Annotated in this window: 15 protein-coding genes; 7 read left to right on the top strand and 8 right to left on the bottom strand. The window is 68.8% G+C overall.

The features are described 5' to 3' along the window. Positions 1-4 precede the first annotated feature (4 nt). From JOD67_RS19425 to JOD67_RS19445, 5 genes are all read right to left on the bottom strand, one after another. Positions 5-997 carry a Gfo/Idh/MocA family protein gene (locus tag JOD67_RS19425; protein WP_205119026.1) on the bottom strand — a complete coding sequence of 331 codons (993 nt, stop codon included), beginning with the start codon at positions 995-997 and terminating at the stop codon, positions 5-7. 35 nt (positions 998-1,032) lie between these two features. After that, positions 1,033-2,034: a Gfo/Idh/MocA family protein gene (locus JOD67_RS19430; RefSeq protein WP_239553916.1), complete on the bottom strand. Its 1,002-nt coding sequence runs from the start codon at positions 2,032-2,034 to the stop codon at positions 1,033-1,035. A gap of 308 nt (positions 2,035-2,342) precedes the next feature. Beyond that, on the bottom strand, positions 2,343-5,360 hold the full coding sequence (gene uvrA, locus JOD67_RS19435; RefSeq protein ID WP_205119027.1) for an excinuclease ABC subunit UvrA: 3,018 nt from the start codon (positions 5,358-5,360) through the stop codon (positions 2,343-2,345). Between the two features lie 477 nt (positions 5,361-5,837). After that, positions 5,838-6,470 carry a hypothetical protein gene (locus tag JOD67_RS19440; RefSeq protein WP_307782456.1) on the bottom strand — a complete coding sequence of 211 codons (633 nt, stop codon included), beginning with the start codon at positions 6,468-6,470 and terminating at the stop codon, positions 5,838-5,840. Between the two features lie 10 nt (positions 6,471-6,480). Next, on the bottom strand, positions 6,481-7,044 hold the full coding sequence (locus tag JOD67_RS19445) for a dihydrofolate reductase family protein (protein WP_205119028.1): 564 nt from the start codon (positions 7,042-7,044) through the stop codon (positions 6,481-6,483). A 101-nt stretch (positions 7,045-7,145) separates the two neighbouring features. Between JOD67_RS19445 and JOD67_RS19450 the strand changes: the two genes are divergently transcribed. Then, positions 7,146-7,802 carry a nitroreductase family protein gene (locus tag JOD67_RS19450; protein WP_205119029.1) on the top strand — a complete coding sequence of 219 codons (657 nt, stop codon included), beginning with the start codon at positions 7,146-7,148 and terminating at the stop codon, positions 7,800-7,802. A gap of 189 nt (positions 7,803-7,991) precedes the next feature. Here JOD67_RS19450 and JOD67_RS19455 read toward each other — a convergent pair whose 3' ends face one another. After that, positions 7,992-8,978, bottom strand: coding sequence for an Lrp/AsnC family transcriptional regulator (locus JOD67_RS19455; protein WP_205119030.1), 987 nt, complete (start codon positions 8,976-8,978; stop codon positions 7,992-7,994). A 114-nt stretch (positions 8,979-9,092) separates the two neighbouring features. On the opposite strand from JOD67_RS19455, the gene JOD67_RS19460 reads away from it, so the two are divergent. Then, entirely contained in the window at positions 9,093-10,268 is a 1,176-nt protein-coding gene (locus JOD67_RS19460; RefSeq protein WP_205119031.1) for an MFS transporter, read from the top strand. Between the two features lie 8 nt (positions 10,269-10,276). Here JOD67_RS19460 and JOD67_RS19465 read toward each other — a convergent pair whose 3' ends face one another. Further along, the gene (locus tag JOD67_RS19465) at positions 10,277-10,693 is read right to left on the bottom strand and encodes a DUF6319 family protein (protein WP_205119032.1); all 417 of its coding nucleotides are present in this window, start codon (positions 10,691-10,693) and stop codon (positions 10,277-10,279) included. A gap of 115 nt (positions 10,694-10,808) precedes the next feature. Continuing rightward, a complete protein-coding gene (locus JOD67_RS19470; protein ID WP_205119033.1) occupies positions 10,809-11,597 on the bottom strand; it encodes a FadR/GntR family transcriptional regulator in 789 nt (262 codons plus the stop codon). A 124-nt stretch (positions 11,598-11,721) separates the two neighbouring features. Between JOD67_RS19470 and JOD67_RS19475 the strand changes: the two genes are divergently transcribed. From JOD67_RS19475 to uvrC, 5 genes are all read left to right on the top strand, one after another. Continuing rightward, positions 11,722-13,263 (top strand): UxaA family hydrolase, encoded by a 1,542-nt coding sequence (locus JOD67_RS19475; protein WP_205119034.1) that lies wholly within the window; start codon positions 11,722-11,724, stop codon positions 13,261-13,263. Further along, positions 13,260-14,588, top strand: a complete 1,329-nt coding sequence (locus JOD67_RS19480) for a nickel pincer cofactor-dependent isomerase, group 22 (RefSeq protein WP_205119035.1) — start codon at positions 13,260-13,262, stop codon at positions 14,586-14,588. The genes JOD67_RS19475 and JOD67_RS19480 overlap by 4 nt, the downstream gene beginning before the upstream one ends. A 9-nt stretch (positions 14,589-14,597) precedes the next feature. Next, positions 14,598-15,821, top strand: coding sequence for an enolase C-terminal domain-like protein (locus JOD67_RS19485; RefSeq protein ID WP_205119036.1), 1,224 nt, complete (start codon positions 14,598-14,600; stop codon positions 15,819-15,821). A 108-nt stretch (positions 15,822-15,929) separates the two neighbouring features. Next, the gene (locus tag JOD67_RS19490; RefSeq protein ID WP_239553917.1) at positions 15,930-16,463 is read left to right on the top strand and encodes a Rieske (2Fe-2S) protein; all 534 of its coding nucleotides are present in this window, start codon (positions 15,930-15,932) and stop codon (positions 16,461-16,463) included. A gap of 900 nt (positions 16,464-17,363) precedes the next feature. After that, positions 17,364-19,439 carry an excinuclease ABC subunit UvrC gene (uvrC, locus tag JOD67_RS19495; RefSeq protein ID WP_205119037.1) on the top strand — a complete coding sequence of 692 codons (2,076 nt, stop codon included), beginning with the start codon at positions 17,364-17,366 and terminating at the stop codon, positions 19,437-19,439. Positions 19,440-19,445: the final 6 nt, after the last annotated feature.

Below are 19,445 nucleotides of genomic sequence, written 5' to 3' on the forward strand. Positions count from 1 at the left end.
GTGCTTACAGGTCGGCGAGCTTGACGATCTTGCCGTCCTTGACCGAGGCGTACGCGCCAAGGATGACCTTCAGCACGTTGATGCCCTCGACCTCGGTGTTGATCGGCCGGCGGCCCTCGGTGACGCAGCCGATGAAGTCCTCGATCTCGGCCGCGAACCCGTCCACCGGGTCGAAGTCGTGCGTCGTGGTCTCCTTGTCGATGAACGTCGTGAGCGACTTGCCGTCGCTCCACAGGTTGCCCTTCTCCGCGACGACCGAGAACCGCTCGGTCGTCGACGCGGGCACGTACGCCCAGCTGGTCACGATGTTGCCGACCGAACCGTCGGCGAACCGGATCAGCACCTGCGCCGAGTCCTCGCCCTGCATCTCCAGCCGGTGCCGCGACGTCATCGCCACGACCTCGGTCGGAACGTCGGTCGCGAGGTGCAGCAGCATGTAGGTCGGGTGGTAGCCGGTGTCGATCAGCTCGCCACCGCCCGCCGTGTCGAGGCTGCCGCGCCAGCCCATGTCCTTGTTCAGGCCGCCGTTGAAGAACGAGTCCGTCGTCCGGAGCTCGAACACCTTGCCGAGCGCGCCGGACTGGATCAGCTCGCGCGCCTTGGCGATCGGCGGGCTGAACAGCTGGTTGTGCGCGCACATCAGCGTGACGCCGTTGTCCTTGATGGCCTTGGTGACGGCCTCCGCCTCGGCGGTCGTGATGCAGAGCGGCTTCTCGCAGAGGATGTGCTTGCCCGCGTTGGCCGCCGCGATGATCGCGTCGGCGTGCAGGTGGTGCGGGAGACAGATGTCGACCGCCTGGATGTCGGCGTTCGCGATCATCTCCTTGTAGTCGGAGAAGATCTGCGCCCCACCGAGCTGGTCCGCACGCCGCTTGGCGTTGTCCTCGACGACGTCGGCGACGGCGGTGACCTTCGCCTTGTCGGGGATCTGCAGATAGCCCTTCACGTGGGGGTTGGCGATACCGCCGCAGCCGATGAGCCCGACGTTCACGGTCATGGAACTTGTCCTTCCTTCGTTACTGCCTTCGTGACTTACTGAGCCAGACTGTCGAGGCGCACCGGCGCGCCGTTCTGGACAGACAGGTTGGCGGCTTCCATCAGCCGGGTGAGGTCGACGGCGAGCGCGATGTTCTCGGTCGCGGTGGTGCCGTCGTTGATGTGTCCGACCCACTGGTCGAACGCCATCGGCGCGCGGTCGGGGAGCGGGACCTCGACGAAGGTCTCGCCATCCTTCTGCTGAGGGCTCCTTACCAGCAGCTTGGCGTCGGGGGTGCCGAACAGCAGGCTGCCCTCCGTTCCGTGCACCTCGACGCTGAACGGCGAGTACCGGTTGACGAAACCCGCTTCGACGACGCTGATCGCGCCGTTCGGGTACTGCAGGACGGCGACGGCGTTGTCGTCGACTTCGCGGCCGGTGACGTGGCCGTACGTCGCGCTCACGGTCTCCGGCAGTCCGCCCTGGAAGATCCGGGCGAGGTACATCGGGTGGCAGCCGAGGTCGACGAGCGCGCCGCCGCCGGTCTGCTCCGCGTTGTAGAAGTGACCGGGCAGCCAGCCTTCGCCGATCGCCCCGTTGTGCGAGAGGCGCGTCCGCGTGAGGGTGACGTCGCCGAGCTGGCCGCTGGCGAGGACCTCGTTGATCGCGAGCGTGTACGGGTCGTACACGCGGGGGAGGGAGACGGTCAGCTTGACGCCGGCGGTCTCGACCGCTGCGAGGATCTCGTTCGCCTCGTGCAGGGTGAGGGCGAGCACCTTCTCGGTGAAGATGTGCTTGCCCGCGTTGGCGGCGGCGACCATGACCTCGCGGTGCACGTTCGTCGGCGTGTCCACGATGACGCCGTCGACGTCCTCGCGGGCGAGAACGTCCTTGAGCTCCTCGTGGAACTCGACGCCGAGCTCCTCGGCCTGAGCCCGGCCGCGCTCGGGGTCCTCATCCCAGGCGGCGACGATCTCCACTTCGGGATGTTGGGTGGCCTGACGTGCGTAGTCGCGGGCATGGACGTGCCAGAAGCTGAGCATGGCGACGCGGATCATCGAGCGCGGTCCCTCGGGTCGGGGTGGAAACATCTGATGTGGTTACGTTCCCATTCTTTCTACGGCCCTGCCGAAACCGTGCCGCCGGGGTCCGCAACCGGCCGTATTGACGCTGGCCGACATAGGTAGATCTAGCCGGGGCGGCCGGGCGGCGCACTTTACCCACGAAGGGGGCGTTCTGGGGCCGATCGTTGGCCCGGGAACGCCCTCCTCGTGGGTAAAGTCACGATGCGGGACGCGGCTCCCCACAGGCACGCGCGCCCTCCACCCCCTGGATGGAGAGGCGCGTCGTCGCGTAGGCCGGCAGCTCAGCGGGCGGTTGCCTTCTTGGCGGTCCGCTTCGCCGGCGTCTTCTTTGCCGCGGCCTTCTTGGCCACCGCCTTCTTCGCGGTCGTCTTCTTGGCCGTCGTCGTGGTCGCCTTCTTCGCCGCCGACTTGCTCGCCGCCACCTTCTTCACCGCCGCGCGCCGGCCGTGGGGGACGCCCTCGGCGGGGAGGACTTGGCGGAGGAACTGGCCGGTGTAGCTGCCCTCGTTCGCCGCCACGGACTCCGGGGTGCCCTCCGCGACCATCATGCCGCCGCGGTTGCCGCCCTCGGGGCCGAGGTCGATGATCCAGTCGGCGGTCTTGATCACGTCGAGGTTGTGCTCGATCACGATCACCGTGTTGCCCTGATCGACCAACGCCGACAGGACGCCGAGGAGCTTGCGGATGTCCTCGAAGTGCAGGCCGGTCGTCGGCTCGTCCAGCACGTACAGGGTCCGGCCGGTCGAACGCTTCTGCAGCTCAGACGCCAGCTTCACCCGCTGCGCCTCGCCCCCGGACAGCGTCGGCGCGGGCTGGCCCAGTCGGACGTACCCCAGCCCGACCTCGACCAGCGTCTTGAGGTGCCGCGAGATCGCCGGGATCGCCGCGAAGAACTCGTTCGCCTCCTCGATCGGCATGTCGAGGATCTCCGAGATCGACTTGCCCTTGTAGTGCACCTCGAGCGTCTCGCGGTTGTACCGCGCCCCGTGGCACACCTCGCACGGCACGTAGACGTCCGGCAGGAAGTTCATCTCGATCTTGATCGTGCCGTCGCCGGAGCACGCTTCGCAGCGGCCGCCCTTGACGTTGAACGAGAACCGCCCCTGCAGGTAGCCGCGCACCTTCGCCTCGGGCGTGTCCGCGAACAGCTTGCGCATGTGGTCGAACACGCCTGTGTACGTCGCCGGGTTGGACCGCGGCGTCCGGCCGATCGGCGACTGGTCGACGTGGATGATCTTGTCGACCTGGTCGGTGCCGGTGAGCTTCTGGTGGTGTCCCGGCACGTCCTTGGCGCCGTAGATCTGCTTGGCCAGCGACTTGTAGAGGATGTCGTTGACCAGCGTCGACTTGCCCGACCCGGACACCCCGGTGACAGCGACGAAGCAGCCGAGCGGGAACTCGACCGTGACGTCCTTGAGGTTGTGCTCGTACGCCTTGTGCACGGTGACCTTGCGCGACGGCGTCGGTGGGCGGCGGATCGCGGGCAGCGGGATCTCGCGCCGGCCGGACAGGTACGCGCCGGTGATCGAGTCGGGGTGCTTCAGCAGCCCGTCCAACGTGCCCGAGTGCACCACCTGGCCGCCGTGCTCGCCCGCGCCCGGGCCGATGTCGACCACCCAGTCCGCGGTCTTGATCGTGTCCTCGTCGTGCTCGACCACGATCAACGTGTTGCCAATGTTGCGCAGCCGGATCAGCGTCTCGATCAGCCGGTGGTTGTCCCGCTGGTGCAGGCCGATCGACGGCTCGTCGAGGACGTACAACACGCCCACCAGCCCCGACCCGATCTGCGTCGCCAGCCGGATCCGCTGCGCCTCGCCGCCCGACAGCGAGCCGGACGGACGGTCCAACGTCAGGTAGTCGAGGCCGACGTCGAGCAGGAACCGCAGCCGCTCGCCGATCTCCTTCAGCACCCGCTCGGCGATCTGCTTCTCCCGCGCGGACAGGTCCAGCTCGATCAGCTGCGCCGCGATGTCGGAGATCGGCAGCGACGTCCACGCGGCGATCGACTTCCCGCCCAGCGTGACCGAGAGCGAGATCGGCTTCAGCCGGGTGCCGTCACACGTCGGGCAGTCCACCTCGCGCATGTAGCCCTCGAAGCGCTCCCGGCTGGTGTCCGACTCCGCCTCGGCGTGCCGGCGCTGTACGTACGAGATCACGCCCTCGTACGCCGTGTAGTACGAGCGCACCCGGCCGTACCTGTTCTTGTACCGCACGTGCACCTGGTCGGGATGCCCGAACAGCAAGGCCTTCTTCGCCTTCGCCGGCAGCTTCTCGAACGGGGTGTCGGTGCGGAACCCGAGCGTCTCCGCGAGCGCGGTGATCAGCCGCCCGAAGTAGTCGGAGAACTGCGGCCCCGACCACGGCGTGAGCGCGCCCTCGTCCAGCGACTTGCTCGGGTCGGGCACGATCAGGTCGGGGTCGACCTCCATCTTCGTGCCGAGCCCGGTGCAGGCCGGGCAGGCTCCGTACGGCGAGTTGAACGAGAACGAGCGCGGCTCGAGCTCCTCGAACGAGAGCTCGTCGTACGGGCAGTACAGGTGCTCCGACCAGACCCGCTCCCGCTGCGGATCCTTCTCGGGCAGGTCGACGAAGTCGAGCGTGACCAGGCCGCCGCCCAGGTGCAGCGCGGTCTCGATCGAGTCGGTCAGCCGCTGCTTCGCGGTGCTCTTGACCTGCAGCCGGTCGACGACGACCTCGATCGTGTGCTTCTTCTGCTTGTCGAGCTTCGGCACCTCGCCGATCGGGTAGACCTCGCCGTCGACCCGCGCCCGGGAGTAACCCTGCGTGCTCAGCTGGCGGAACAGCTCGACGTACTCGCCCTTGCGCCCGCGCACGACCGGCGCCAGCACCTGGAACCGCGCGCCCTCCTCCAGCTCGAGGATGCTGTCGACGATCGCCTGCGGGGTCTGCCGGGCGATAGGACGGCCGCACTCGGGGCAGTGCGGGTGGCCGATCCGCGCGTACAGCAGCCGGAGGTAGTCGTAGACCTCGGTGATCGTGCCGACCGTCGACCGGGGGTTGCGCGAGGTGGACTTCTGGTCGATCGACACCGCGGGTGAGAGGCCCTCGATGAAGTCGACGTCGGGCTTGTCCATCTGGCCGAGGAACTGGCGCGCGTACGCCGACAACGACTCCACGTACCTGCGCTGACCCTCGGCGAAGATCGTGTCGAAGGCCAGACTCGACTTCCCGGAGCCACTGAGGCCGGTGAAGACGATCAGGGCGTCGCGCGGCAGCTCGAGAGACACGTCCTTGAGATTGTGCTCTCGGGCACCTCGGATGATGAGCTGGTCGGCCACGTCGGCAGTTCCGTCCTGGGCTGTGCGGTGCGGGTCAGGGCTTCCTGGACACGCCGGTTTGGACCCGGAGACTCCAGGGTTCACGATGCTAACCGGGGCCACCGACAAGTCCCGTCGGCGGCAGAGAAGGACCCTTGACAACGGTATGTGAGAGGCCCGCATTCCCGCCGGTCGACCAGGGCGGATGTCTCGCCATGCGGACCAGCCTCGGGATTTCAGGTGTTGGTGGGCGACATTGACCTGCGAAAGACCGAAGTGCCTTTCCTACTGGGGGTCGCCTTACCCGGCCAGTGGCCCCATTACCTGGCGTCCACCCCACGTAAAGGGCCAATGATCATGTGAACATGATCATTGGCGCCCAGGGCGGGCTGGACCGGGCGAACCAACGGCCGGAGGAAAGATCGCGGCCAGGCCGTGTCTCCAACGAGCGTCGGGCATCGCGCGTCAGGCGATAAGTGGGAGACAAGGCCTTAGAGGTCAGATCCGAGCGAGCCAGGGGTGGTCCGGCTGCGTCATCGTGATCGCCTCCCGCAGCCAACGCCGGTCCTCGGCAGCCAGCATCGGCCAGGCGGCGTCGAAGTCCGACTGGTCCTTCGGACGGAGACCCCGCGCCTTGTGCAGCAGCTGGATCTCCGGCCGCAGGTAGGGGATCCCGTCCCGCGTCCAGACGATCTCGTCGATCGGCCGGGAGATCCGAGCGTCGCGCTTGAACACCCACCTGTCCTCGACGACGGACATCAGGACGATGTCGTACTCCCACGGATCCGCTCCGCTTGTGCGCGCCCACACGTTCTCGCAGCTGTCCGGCAGCGGGTCCTCGTCGAGGGCGCCGGGGAGGAGGACGCGCAGGACCTCCTGATCCGCCGCCCACAGGTCGATCCGTCCGGCCAGGTGGCGGCGGAGCAGGGGGAGCTCCTGCCTGGGGATGCTCGGGTCCAGGTCGCCGTGCTTCCGTTCGACCCCGGTGAACGCCTGGATGGCCCATCCGCCCGCGATCCACCAACGCCCGGGATACCCGGCGAACCGTTCCGCGGCGTCCGCCGGTGTCCGGTTCCGCCAGGGTCCGTAGAGGCGGTGGATCTCGTCCTGGCTCATCGCTCCAAGTGCCACGCGTTGGACGCTATCGCCTGGTGTAGATCTGCAGCACCACCCCGGAGCGGAACGAGGTGGACTCGGCCAGGGTCAGCCCGTGCGGCGACAGGCCGTCGGGCATCAGGTTGCGGCCGCGGCTGCTGAGGACGGGGAACACGAACAGCCGGTACTCATCGACGAGGTCGGCGCGCATGAGGGCGTGCACCACGCTGATGCTGCCGGTGATCCCCAGATCTCCACCGTCCCCCTGCGCCTTGAGGGCCGCGACCTCGTCCTCGAGCCGGCCCGAGAGTACGGTGCTGTTCGACCAGTCCGGATCGGTCATCGTCGAGGACGCGACGTACTTCCGTACCCGGTTCAGGTGTTCGGTACTACCCGACGCGTCGTCGGTCTGGAGCGGCCAGTAGCCGCGGAAGTCCTCGAACGTCCTCCGCCCCAACAGCAGGGCTTCCTCGCGCGCCATCTGGTCGCGCATCACGGCGAAGACATCGTCCACGCCGTCCTGGTCGCCCGGGTCGAACCAGTCGTCGACGAACTCGACGACTCCGTTGGCGGTGATGTTCTCGGTCACCACGAGCCGGCGGTGGGTCATGGAAGGTCCTCTCCTCAGGGACAGCGGACAGGATCAAGACCCAAGGAACCGGCCGAACTCATCGCGGCCCGGAGTGGTGCGTTCCCCGTAGGGTCGGGAGCATGACGACGCCTTTCGACACCGCAGTCACCGATGAGCTGCTGTCCACGACCCGTTCGGTCCGCAAGCGGCTCGACCTGGACCGCCCCGTCGAGCGCGAGGTGATCCTCGACTGCCTGCGGCTCGCCGTGCAGGCGCCGACCGGCGGCAACAGGCAGGGCTGGCGCTGGATCGTCATCACCGACGAGGAACGGCGGGCCAAGCTCGGGGACCTGTACCGCCGCGGCGGCGCGCAGTACTACGAGCGGATCAGGGCGGCCGGCTTCGAGCCGACCACCGACGCCAACCAGCAGGCGAACCGCGTGCGCACGTCGTCGGAGTACCTGGTCGACATCATCGACCGCGTCCCCGTTCTCGTCATCCCGTGCATCGAGGGCCGGATCAAGAACGTCGAGGACGCCCCGGGCTTCTACGGGTCGATCCACCCGGCGGTCTGGAACCTCCAGCTCGCGCTGCGTTCGCGCGGCCTGGGCTCGACGTTCACCACGTTCCACCTGGCGTTCGAGCAGGAAGCGGCCGAGATCCTGGGCATCCCGGCGAACGTGACGCAGGCGGCGATGCTGCCGATCGCGTACACCAAGGGCACCGACTTCAAGCCCGCCGAGCGCCCGCCGATCGAGGACATCACGTACTGGAACGGCTGGGGCACCAGCGCCTAGGCCGCGTCGGGCAAAGATCGCCTGACGCGCGACACCCCACATCCACCTCGATCTTTCGTCCGGCGGTGGTTCGCCCGGTCCGGCCCCGCCCTGGGCCAATGATCATGTTTACATGGTCATTGGCCCCTTTACGTGGGGTGGACGCCAGGTAGAGCGGCCACTGGGCGGGTAAGGCGACCACGACACGCTTCACCTACGGAGTGCCTTCCCGCTCGGATCACTCGAGACGGCGCCGTTGCGCTTGAGCGTCCGCATCACCGGGGCCGACTCCAGCGTCGCGATCGCGTCGAGCGACGCGACTCGCTCGGTCAGGTAGCGGGCGAGCTCGTCGGAGCTCCGGCAGGTCACGGTCGTCATCAGGTTGGTCGGTCCGGTGGTGATCGCGGCGAACGAGATCTCGGGATGCTCGGCCAGCGCCCGCGCGGTGTCGGCGAGCGCTGACGGCCGGACCGACATCCACAGCCGAGCCTCGGCGGTGAAGCCCAGCGTCGCCGGGGCGATGTCCACGTCGTACCTCAGCACGCCCTCGCGCCGGAGCTGCTCCAGCCGGCGCCGTACGGTCGACTCCGACCAGCCCGACGCCGCCGCGAGCTCGGGGTACGACGAACGGCCGTCGACCGCCAACCGGTCGAGCAGCGCCCGGTCCCCGTCGGCGAGCTCGACGATGTCCGAGGACGGCGCCGGCGGTGCCGGCCGGAGCCGCTTCGCCGCGGACTCCGGCAGGAACGCGAGCCCGGGCCAGCCCATCGGGTCGGCGTACGAGCCGAGCACGGCGTGCGCGGTGATGCCGAGCACCCGCGTGGTCCGCGGCAGCTTCGTCAGCAGCAGCGCGTCGCGATCCTCGGCACTGCGCGGCTGCAGGTTGCAGGACAGCTCGGTGCCGCCGGACAGGATGTGCACCCAGAACGTGTCGTCCCGCCGCGTGAGCGCTGCGGCGATCGGGACCGCTGCGTCGGGGGTGCAGCGGATCCGTACGGTCCACGACGTGTAGCCGAGTCGCATCCCGTTCACCGCGCTGACGACGCGGAGGAGTCCGGCCTCGCGCAGCCGCCGGTAGCGCCGGGCGACCGTGTGTTCGGAGACGTTCAGTGCGGCGGCGATAGCGCTGAACGGGGCGCGGCCGTCGAGCTGCAGCGCGTGGACCAGCCCGCGGTCGGTGTCGTCGATGGATTCCACCAGTTCAGCGTAGCTCGGTGACGGATACCGCCGCATCTCTCGCCGAGGTCGGCGGATCACGCTCGCCCCACCGCACCCTTCTCAGCGAGAACCTCTGTGGGAAGGAACCCTTCGATGCGCAAGTGGCTGCCGTTGCTGGCGATCTGCCTCGGCTCGTTCATGCTCATCCTCGACACCACGGTCGTCACCGTGGCGATCCCGGACATCGCCCGCGACCTGACCGCCTCGCTGCCCGCGATGCAGTGGGTGCTGAACCTCTACACGCTCGTCCTCGCCGCGCTCACGCTCGTCGCCGGCTCGCTCGCCGACCTGGTCGGCCGGCGCCGCGTCTACCTCGTCGCGCTCACGATCTTCGCCGCTGGCTCGCTCGGCAGCGGGCTGGCGACGTCGGCCGGGATGCTGATCGCGATGCGTGGTGTCCAGGGCGTCGGTGCGGCCGCGGTGTTCGCGACCGGGATGGCGTTGCTCGCGTCGCGGTACGAGGGCCGCGACCGCGGTACGGCGCTCGGCACGCTCACCGCCGTGCTCGGCATGGCCGCCGCGCTCGGCCTGCTCGCCGGGGGACTGCTCACCCAGTTCCTCGGCTGGCGGGCGATCTTCCTGGTGAACGTTCCGCTCTGCCTCGTCACCGGCTGGCTCGCGGTCCGCTGCTTCGAGGCCGACGCGCCCGCAGGCAGAGCAGGGCTCGACCTCCGTGGTGTGGCCACGCTGCTGCGGCGGCCCGCGTTCCTCGGCCTGCTGGTCGCGGTGGCCGCGCCGAGCCTGCTGTTCGCCGCCCCGTTGTACGCGTCGGTGTGGCTGCAGTCCGGACTCGGGCTGAGCCCGGTCGGCGCCGGGCTGGTGCTGGTGCCGATGGCCGCGGTCGCGTTCGTGACCTCGATGGTCGTCGGCCGTCGATTGCACCAGCTCCCCAAGGTGCCGCTGATCACGACCGCGCTGGTCGTGGCTGCGATCGGGTGCGGGATGGTCAGGGTGCTCGTGCATGACGGCTGGCCGGGACTCATCCCCGGCCTGATGCTCATGGGAGTCGGCATCGGAATCAGTGGTCCGGCGGTGAGCTCGGCTCTGTTCGACGCGGTGCCCGCGGAACGGGCCGGACTGGCGTCCGGCGTGATGGCGACGTTCCGCCAGCTCGGCCAGGCAGTGGGCGTCGCGGTGCTCGGTCTGGCGTTCGTCGGCCCTACTGGCGCGAGCGTCGGAACGGTCTATCTCGTGGCCGGCGCGGTCCTGCTGGCCTCCGGACTGGTCGTCACCGTCGCCCACCGACAGCGCCGACCAGCCCGAGTCTGAGGCGTCTACTACTCCGGCGTCTCGCCGAGGTCGGCCAGGGCTTGCTTCACCTTGGCCACCTCGGCCTCGAGCTCAGCCAGGCGCGCTTCGTGCTGCTCGCGCGCGTCGCTGATCACGGTGTCGATTGCCTTGGCGACGTCCGGGTGGAGCTCCTGCGCGGCCCGCGACACGGCGGCCGCGGGGATCGACAGGCCGCTGACGACGCGGGTCGTGCCGTGTACGAGGTCGGCCTGCCAGCTGCCGTCCAACGTGCCGGTCACGGTGAGGATGAGCTCGACGGTCCGGGTCTTCTTCGCGGTGTTCTTCGGCCGCCCACGCTTGGGCTTGTCGGCCTGCCCCTCGGTGGGCTCCGCGGCCTCGGCGGGCTCCGTGGGCTCGGCGGATTCAGCGGGCGCAGCTGTTTCCTCGATGGCCTCAGCCGTCATCTCGTTCCCTTCGGGTTCGTGTCCACGAGCGGACATCGTAGAACAGGTGTTCGATCGAAGGGGTAGTGCGACACGCCGGTGACCTTGATCCGCGCGGGGGCAGAATCGGGACGGCTCAGCCAGCCGGGTTGGCGCCGGCGGCGAGCTGCGCGGTGAACTCCTCGGTCTCCCGCAGGTGATCGTCCATCAGCTGCGCGGCCGACTTGCGCGACTTGCGGCGCACCGCGTTCATGATCTTCGTGTGGTAGTCGATGGCGCGCTCGGACAGCTCCGCCGAGTCCTCGACCGTACGCCGGCGTACGCGACGCAACGCCGGATCGACCGAGTGGAAGAGCGTCATCGCGAACGTGTTGCCCGCGGCTCGCAGTAGCGCGTCGTGAAAGTCCACGTCCGCGGAGGAGAACTCGTCCAGATCGCGCGAGGCCCACGCGGCCTTCATCCGCGAGACCGCGTCCTCCATCCGTCCCAGGTCCTCGTCCGACCGACGGATCGCCGCCAGGTCGGCGATGCCGCGCTCCACGATCCGGCGCAGCTCGGTCAGCTCGTGTGCGAGCTCGTACCCCTGCTCGGTCGCGGCGCGCGCGTTCAACAACGTCGAGTCGAACTGCGCCCACGTCTCCGGCGGGTTGACGAACGTTCCGCGCCCCTGCTGCACGCGGACGACCCCGCGCTGCCGCAGTTCCTTGATCGCCTCGCGCAACGTCAGTCGACTGACGCCGGCGCGTTCGGCCAGAACCGGCTCCGGAGGAAGGCGGCTCTCCGGCGGATAGACGCCGGCCACCACGTCCTCGAGGAGCTGCTCGGCAACCTGTTCCGCCAGTCCAGATCGGCGAACGGCCGCGAGCCGGCTCGCCGGCGCCGCACCTGAAGCGGCAGCCGATCGGGTCGTCTTCTGGTCGGTCATCGCCCACAGAGTAGGCGAGGGTCTTCCGCCGATGGTGGAACACCCCCGGAGCGGCGGGGTACGATCGAGCGACGAAACATCAGATGTTTCGCTCCGGCAGGCCCCGGAAGGACGGCGCACCCGCATGACACACCCGCAGCTCTCCGAGTCAATCCTCCGGCTGCACGCCGACGACAACGTGGTCATCGCGATGCGCGACATCGAGCCCGGGACGTACGCGACCGGTTCCGGCGAGCTCATGGTGCGGGATCCCGTTCCGCGCGGGCACAAGCTGTCGACGCACGACATCGCCGAGGGCGAGCCGGTGCGCAAGTACGGTCAGGTGATCGGCTTCGCAAGCACGCCGATCACGCCCGGGCGGCACGTGCACACGCACAACACCGCGTTCCACATGTTCGAGCGCGAGTACGAGTTCGGCGTCGACGTCCGGCCGACCGTGTACATCCCCGAGCCCGAGCGCGCCACGTTCCAGGGCATCGTCCGCGAGGACGGCCGCGTGGCGACGCGCAACTATCTCGGCATCCTCACCACGGTCAACTGCAGTGCCACCGCCGCGAAGCTCATCGCCGAACGGTTCAAGTGGAGCGGCCTGGAGGACTTCGAGAACGTCGACGGCGTCGTCGCGCTCACCCACGACACAGGCTGTGGCATGGCGGGCGAGGGGAGCGAGGGCTTCGAGGTGCTGCGACGTACGCTCACCGGCTACGCCAATCACCCCAACTTCGCCGGCTTCCTCGTCCTCGGCCTCGGCTGCGAGGTGAACCAGGTCTCGACCCTCGTCGCCGACTGGAACATCCCCGACCACAAGCTGACCGTGCCGATGACGATCCAGGAGCTCGGCGGGACGCGGAAGACCGTCGCCGAGGGCATCCGCCAGATCGAGCAGATGCTCGACGTCGTCGACAAGGTCGAACGGACTCCGGTCTCCGCGAGCGAGCTCGTGCTCGCGATGGAGTGCGGCGGTTCCGACGGCTACTCCGGCATCACCGCGAACCCCGCGCTCGGCGCCGCCGCCGACCTGCTCGGCCGCCACGGCGGTGCCGCGGTCTTCGGTGAGACGCCGGAGATCTACGGTGCCGAGCACCTGCTCGCGCGACGCGCGATCAGCACGGAGGTCGGGGAGAAACTCGTCGAGCGGATCCGTTGGTGGGAGGCGTACACCGAGAAGCACGGCGGCTCGATGGACAACAACCCGTCGCCCGGCAACAAGGAGGGCGGCCTCACCACGATCCTGGAGAAGTCGCTCGGCGCCGCCGCGAAGGGTGGACAGAGCAACCTCAACGACGTCGTGGAGTTCGCCGAGCAGGTAACGGCGAAGGGCCTCACGTTCATGGACACGCCGGGGTACGACCCGGTGAACGCGACCGGCATGGTCGCCGGCGGCGCGCAGGTGCTGTGCTTCACGACCGGGCGCGGCTCGGCGTTCGGGTGCAAGCCGACGCCGAGCATCAAGCTGGCGACGAACACGCCGATGTACGACCGCATGACCGACGACATGGACATCAACTGCGGTGTGATCGCCGACGGTGGCGCGAGCATCGAAGAGGTCGGCGAGCAGATCTTCCGGCTGGTTCTCGACGTCGCGTCGGGGAAGAAGACTCGTAGTGAAGAGCTCGGATATGGGGACGAGGAGTTCGTGCCATGGCAGCTGGGCGCAGTGATGTGAGCACCACGAATCTCGGTCCGTTCGAGCGCGTACGGGAGATCAAGCCCGAGGCGCCGTTCCCGACCCTGCTGCCGGTGCGGCAGTCGTACGCCACGCAGGTGGAGCCCGACGTGGTCGCGGCGACGCGCCGGGAGCTCGAGCCGTTGCGCGGTGCGATCGCGGCCGGTGCGCGCATCGCCGTGACCGCGGGCAGTCGTGGCATCCACGACGCCGCGACGGTGGTCGGCGCGGCGTGCGCCTGGCTCAAGGAGTTGGGCGCGTCGCCGTTCGTCGTTCCGGCTATGGGCTCGCACGGCGGCGCGACCGCCGAGGGGCAGTTGGCGGTGCTGGCTTCGTACGGGATTACCGAACAGGCGTTGGGCGTTCCGGTGCTCGCGACGATGGAGACCGTCGTCCTCGACCGGCTGCCTGGTGGGCCCGAGGTGCATCTGGACCGGAACGCGCACGAGGCCGACGGCATCCTGCTCGTCAACCGGATCAAGCTGCACACCGACTTCCATGGTGAGATCGAGAGCGGCCTCGCGAAGATCGCGGCGATCGGCCTCGGCAAGCAGAAGGGTGCCGAGGGCATCCACGCGTACGGCTCGGCGGCGCTGGCCGAATGGCTGCCCGCGGTGGCTCGGCGGATCATCGAGACCGGCAAGGTGCTCGGTGGGCTGGCGATCCTGGAGAACGCGCACGAGCACACCGCGAAGATCGCGTACGTTCCCGCTGCCGGCATCGGCGGGCCGGCCGAGACGGCGTTGCTGCGCGAGGCGGGGGAGCTGCTGGGGCGGTTGCCGTTCGAGCAGCTCGACGTGCTGTGCATCGACGAGATGGGCAAGGACAAGTCCGGCGCGGGCATGGACACGAACGTGATCGGGCGGATGTGGGTTCCCGGCGCGGGCGAGCCCGAGCGGCCGTCGATCACGTGCATCACCGTGCACGCGATCTCGAAGGCTTCGTACGGCAACGCGGCTGGCATCGGGCTCGCGGACTACGTGCCGTTCCGGGTGCTGGAAGAGATCGACATGTACGCGCTGTACGTGAACTCGCTGACGTCCGGCACCGGTGGCATCCGGCGGACGAAGCTGCCGATGGCGCTGCCGACGGACCGCGACACGATCGCGGCGGCGGTGCTGATGTGCGGGCGGCCGGACCCGGAGAACGTCCGGCTCGTACGGATGCGCGACACGTTGGACACGGTCAACCTGCTGGTCGCGGAGGGGATGCGCGCCGAGGTCGAGGCGCACCCGAACCTGTCGATCGTCGGCGACCCGGTCAAGCCCACCTGGGCCGAGGGCGGCGTGCTGCCGGCCTGGCCCGACGAACTCGCCCCGATCTAGGCCGTCGGTGTGAGGATCACCGACGTCGTCGTCACGCCGATCGCGTTCGCCGACCCGCCGTTGCTCAACTCCACCGGCGTGCACGAGCCGCTGGCGTTGCGCACTGTCGTGCAGCTGGTCGTCGACGGTGGCGTCGTCGGGCTGGGTGAGGGTTCTGGCGAACGTGACGTGCTCGATCACCTGGAAGCCGTGCGTACGGCGATCGTCGGCCGGAGCGTGTTCGAGACCGGCCTGATCGAGTCGATTGTCTTCTCGAAGCTCGGTCCGGACGTCTCGGCGATGCGGAAGCGTCGCGTGTTCTCGATCCTCGAGGTGGCCTGCCTCGACGCTCAGGGCAAGCTGCTCGGCGTTCCGGTCGTGGATCTGCTCGGTGGCGCGGTCCGTTCGTGGATCCCGTACAGCGCCTATCTGTTCTACAAGTGGGCCGGGCATCCCGACGCCGAACCGGACGAGTGGGGCGCGGCGCTGGATCCTGCCGGACTGGTCGCCCAAGCTCGGCGGATGGTCGAGCTCTTCGGCTTCGGGTCATTGAAGCTGAAGGGCGGCGTCTTCCCGCCCGACGAGGAGATCGCCGCGATCCGCGCGCTCGCCGACGCGTTCCCCGGCCTGCCGCTGCGGATCGACCCGAACGGCGCGTGGTCGGTCGAGACCTCGCACCGGGTCGCGAGCGAGCTTTCCGGCGTCCTGGAGTACCTGGAGGATCCGGTGCTCGGGATGGACGCGATGGCCGAGGTGGCCGCGCGGGCGTCGATGCCGTTGGCGACGAACATGTGCGTGGTCAGCGTCGAGACGTTCGCCGAGGCGGTGACCAAGTATCCCGTCGGTGTGGTGCTGTCCGACCATCACTACTGGGGTGGGCTGCGGCACACTCGTGAGCTCGGTGCGCTCTGCGACACGTTCGGGCTGGCGATGTCGATGCATTCCAACTCGCACCTGGGCATCTCGCTGGCCGCGATGACGCACGTGGCGGCGGCGACGCCGAACCTGGCGTACGCGTGCGACACGCACTACCCGTGGAACCGGCACGACGACGTGGTCCAGCCCGGCGTTCTGCGGTTCGTCGACGGCGCGGTGCCCGTGCCGACCGGGCCCGGACTCGGCGTCGAGCTCGATCCGGACGCGCTGGATCGGCTGCACCGGCAGTACGTCGACTCCGGCCGCCGGTCCCGGCAGGACACCGTGTACATGCGCCGCGTCCAGCCCGACTACGACCCGACGCTGCCGAGGTTCTGACCGCCCGGCGCGCCGAAAATCGGGCGAAAGCCGATCGATCTATGGTGAACCAGTTCGGGCTCGGCTCCGTTGTGACCGGGTGAGCCGTACCCCACGACTGGAGGATCCATGACGCTCGACCCGCAGAACCCGATGACCCGACGCCGCATTCTGAGCGGTGTGGTCGTCGCCGGAGCGGCGGCGCCTATTCTCGCTGCCTGTGGCAGTGGCGAGGACCCCGAGTCCGCGCCGACCACCAGCGCCGACCCGACCGCCGCCGCCAGCGACCCGGCGCCCGCGCCCAGCGACAGCGCGTCGTCGGAGCCCCCCGCGCCCGACGACAGCCCGTCCGCCGAGGAGAGCGCCGGCACCGGCGGCGAGGCGGTCGCGAAGACGGCTGACGTCCCGGTCGGAGGGGGGACCGTCAACAAGCAGGCGCACGTCGTCGTCGTCCAACCGGCAGCCGGCGAGTACAAGGCGTACACCAGCATCTGCACCCACCGCGGTTGCGACGTCAGCAAGGTCGACGGCGGAACGATCAACTGCGAGTGCCACGGCAGCAAGTTCAAGATCGAGGACGGCTCGGTCGCGAACGGCCCGGCCACCGCACCCCTCGACGCGATCGCCGTAACAGTCAGCGGCGCCGACGTCGTCAAGGCGTAGCCGTTCGTATGAAGGGCACCTTCATACGAACCTATTGAATGAAGGTGCCCTTCATTCAAACAGCGGGGACGGAACCACCCGGCTTCATCTGCACAACAAGAGACCGGGGGCAAGCAAGCGACGCGAGCACGGCAACAAACCCGAGCAAGAAGGAACCTGGCCCGGGCACCCGTTCCCGGGGGAGGGGGCGGCGCGTGAAAACAGGTGGCCGGTCCGGGGCGAGTCAAGGGCCGCTCCGCGGTCGCGAAGCGACGTCGTTCGCCGTCCGCGAAGCGCCCTCGAACGGCGCCCTTGACGCGCCCCGGACCGGCCACCAAAATCGACCGCCGCAACAGCCCACGGACAGCACCAACGCCCGGAGAGCTCTCAGCGGAGACCGCGCCAAGACAGCACCAAAGCCAGCGAGCTTCGCCAAGAACCCCGAGCCGCACCCGCCGCCCAACAGCGACACTCCGCAGACCGTTCTAATGAAGGGCACCTTCATCTCAACCTATTGAATGAAGGTGCCCTTCATTCAATACGTGGCGGGGTAGCTGGTGCGGGTGGTGGCCGGTGATGCTGGTGTGGCGAGGGTTCGGCTGGGTCGGGGGCACCCTGGTCCGAACCTATGGGACCAGGGCGCCCCTCACCCAAGCCTCGGCCCCCGTCCGTGATCATGACCGTGATCATGAAGCCAAACCCTGCGTATACGACCAGTCCAGCTTCATGATCACCATCATGATCACGGTCGCTGAGCGCACCCGGCGGATGGGCAATTGGATGAAGGGCACCTTCATCCAAACCCCGGTGCCGCCGGAGACCATGAACCCGCCTGCCGACACCAACCACCCCGCCCACGTTCGCACCCCACGCAGCGCACCACCAAGGTCGGTTGTCCGTGGTGGTGCCTAAGCTCGAACCGTGGCAGATCCAGCAACCTATCGACCCGCCCCCGGCTCGGTGCCCGACCAACCCGGCGTCTACCGCTTCCTCGACGCCAAGGGCCGGGTCATCTACGTCGGCAAGGCGAAGAGCCTGCGCTCGAGGCTGGGCTCGTACTTCCAGGATCTGTCCGCGCTCCTCCCGCGTACGCAGGCCATGGTGCAGAGCGCCGCCAAGGTCGAGTGGACCACGGTCAAGACCGAGGTCGAGTCGCTCCAGCTCGAGTACACCTGGATCAAGGAGTTCGACCCCCGCTTCAACGTCAAGTACCGCGACGACAAGAGCTATCCCTGGCTCGCCGTCACGATCTCCGACGACTACCCGCGCCTGCAGGTGATGCGCGGCGCCAAGAAGAAGGGCGTCCGCTACTTCGGCCCGTACTCCCACGCCTGGGCGATCCGCGAGACGCTCGACATCCTGCTCCGCGTCTTCCCCGCGCGCACCTGCTCCAGCGGCGTCTTCAAAAGAGCAGGCCAGGTCGGAAGACCGTGCCTGCTCGGCTACATCGGCAAGTGCTCCGCCCCCTGCGTCGGCCGCGTGACCCAGGAGGAGCACCACGACATCGTCGAGGACTTCTGCGACTTCATGGCCGGCCACACCGCCGCGTACATGAAGCGGATCGAACGTGAGATGCGCGAGGCCTCCAGCCAGCTCGAGTTCGAACGAGCCGCAAGACTCCGCGACGACCTCAAGGCGATGGAACGAGCACTCGAGAAGGTCGCGGTCGTCCTCCCCGACGGCACCGACGCCGACGTGATCGCGCTCGCCGAGGACCAGCTCGAGGCCGCCGTCCAGGTGTTCCACGTACGCGGCGGAAGGATCCGCGGCCAACGCGGCTGGGTCGCCGACAAGACCGACGACGCCGACACCGGCGAGCTCGTCGAGCGGCTGATCATCCAGCTGTACGACTCCGAGACCAGCGACGGCGTGCCGCGCGAAGTCCTCGTTCCCGTGCTCCCGCAGGACTCCGATGCCCTGCAGGACTGGCTCACCGAGAAGCGCGGCAGCAACGTCAGCCTGCGCGTCCCGCAGCGCGGCGACAAGCGTTCGCTGATCGAGACCGTCGAACGCAACGCCACCCAGTCCCTCGCGCTGCACAAGACCAAACGCGCGAGCGACCTCACCACCAGAAGCGTTGCCCTACAGGAGATCCAGGACGCGCTCGAGCTCGACGAGGCGCCGCTGCGGATCGAGTGCTACGACGTCTCCAACCTGCAGGGCACCGACGTCGTCGCGTCCATGGTCGTCTTCGAGGACGGCCTGCCGCGCAAGAGCGACTACCGCAGGTTCATCGTCAAGATCCGCGGCACGAACGAGAGCGCCAACGACGTCGGCGCGATCCACGAGGTGCTCAGCCGGCGGTTCGCGCGCTTCCTCGACGAACGCGCCGAGACCGGCGAGCTCGACAACGAGCCGGACGAGAGCGCCACCCCCGGCGGGCCGAGCGCGATCGACCCCGACACCGGACGGCCGAAGAAGTTCGCGTACGCGCCGGGCCTGATCGTCGTCGACGGCGGACCGCCGCAGGTCGCCGCCGCGCAACGCGCGCTCGACGAGCTCGGCATCGACGACATCCCGGTCGCCGGCCTCGCCAAGCGGCTCGAGGAGGTCTGGAAGGCGGGCGAGGAAGACCCGGTGATCATGCCGCGGACGAGCGAGGGGCTCTATCTGCTGCAGCGGATCCGGGACGAGGCGCACCGGTTCGCGATCACGTTCCACCGGCAGAAGCGCTCGAAGTCGATGATCGAGAGCATTCTCGACGGCGTGGCGGGTCTGGGGGAGACCCGGCGGAAGGCACTTCTTCGGCGGTTCGGCTCGCTCAAACGCCTCCGGTCCGCCACCATCGAGGAGGTGGCCGAGGTGCCCGGCATCGGGCGCAGGACCGCCGAGGCGGTGGTCGCGGCGCTGCTCGCGGGTGCGCCTTCCGCCCCGGCGATCAACACGGCGACCGGCGAGATTCTGGACGACGACAGCGAAGTGAGTACGGACCCGGCCGACCTCTCCGCACCCAGCGAAGGCATCATGCGGGCAGGAAGCCGATCGAACGGGGAGTAAGAGGGT

The organism is Tenggerimyces flavus (assembly GCF_016907715.1).
Taxonomy (GTDB): Bacteria; Actinomycetota; Actinomycetes; order Propionibacteriales; family Actinopolymorphaceae; genus Tenggerimyces; species Tenggerimyces flavus.

Coding starts and splice junctions, on each gene's coding strand:
- JOD67_RS19490 (WP_239553917.1), top strand. CDS start 15,930: ATGACGCTCGACCCGCAGAACCCGATGACCCGACGCCGCATTCTGAGC.
- JOD67_RS19425 (WP_205119026.1), bottom strand. CDS start 997: ATGACCGTGAACGTCGGGCTCATCGGCTGCGGCGGTATCGCCAACCCC.
- JOD67_RS19470 (WP_205119033.1), bottom strand. CDS start 11,597: ATGACCGACCAGAAGACGACCCGATCGGCTGCCGCTTCAGGTGCGGCG.
- JOD67_RS19445 (WP_205119028.1), bottom strand. CDS start 7,044: ATGACCCACCGCCGGCTCGTGGTGACCGAGAACATCACCGCCAACGGA.
- JOD67_RS19460 (WP_205119031.1), top strand. CDS start 9,093: ATGCGCAAGTGGCTGCCGTTGCTGGCGATCTGCCTCGGCTCGTTCATG.
- JOD67_RS19475 (WP_205119034.1), top strand. CDS start 11,722: ATGACACACCCGCAGCTCTCCGAGTCAATCCTCCGGCTGCACGCCGAC.
- JOD67_RS19430 (WP_239553916.1), bottom strand. CDS start 2,034: ATGATCCGCGTCGCCATGCTCAGCTTCTGGCACGTCCATGCCCGCGAC.
- JOD67_RS19450 (WP_205119029.1), top strand. CDS start 7,146: ATGACGACGCCTTTCGACACCGCAGTCACCGATGAGCTGCTGTCCACG.
- JOD67_RS19465 (WP_205119032.1), bottom strand. CDS start 10,693: ATGACGGCTGAGGCCATCGAGGAAACAGCTGCGCCCGCTGAATCCGCC.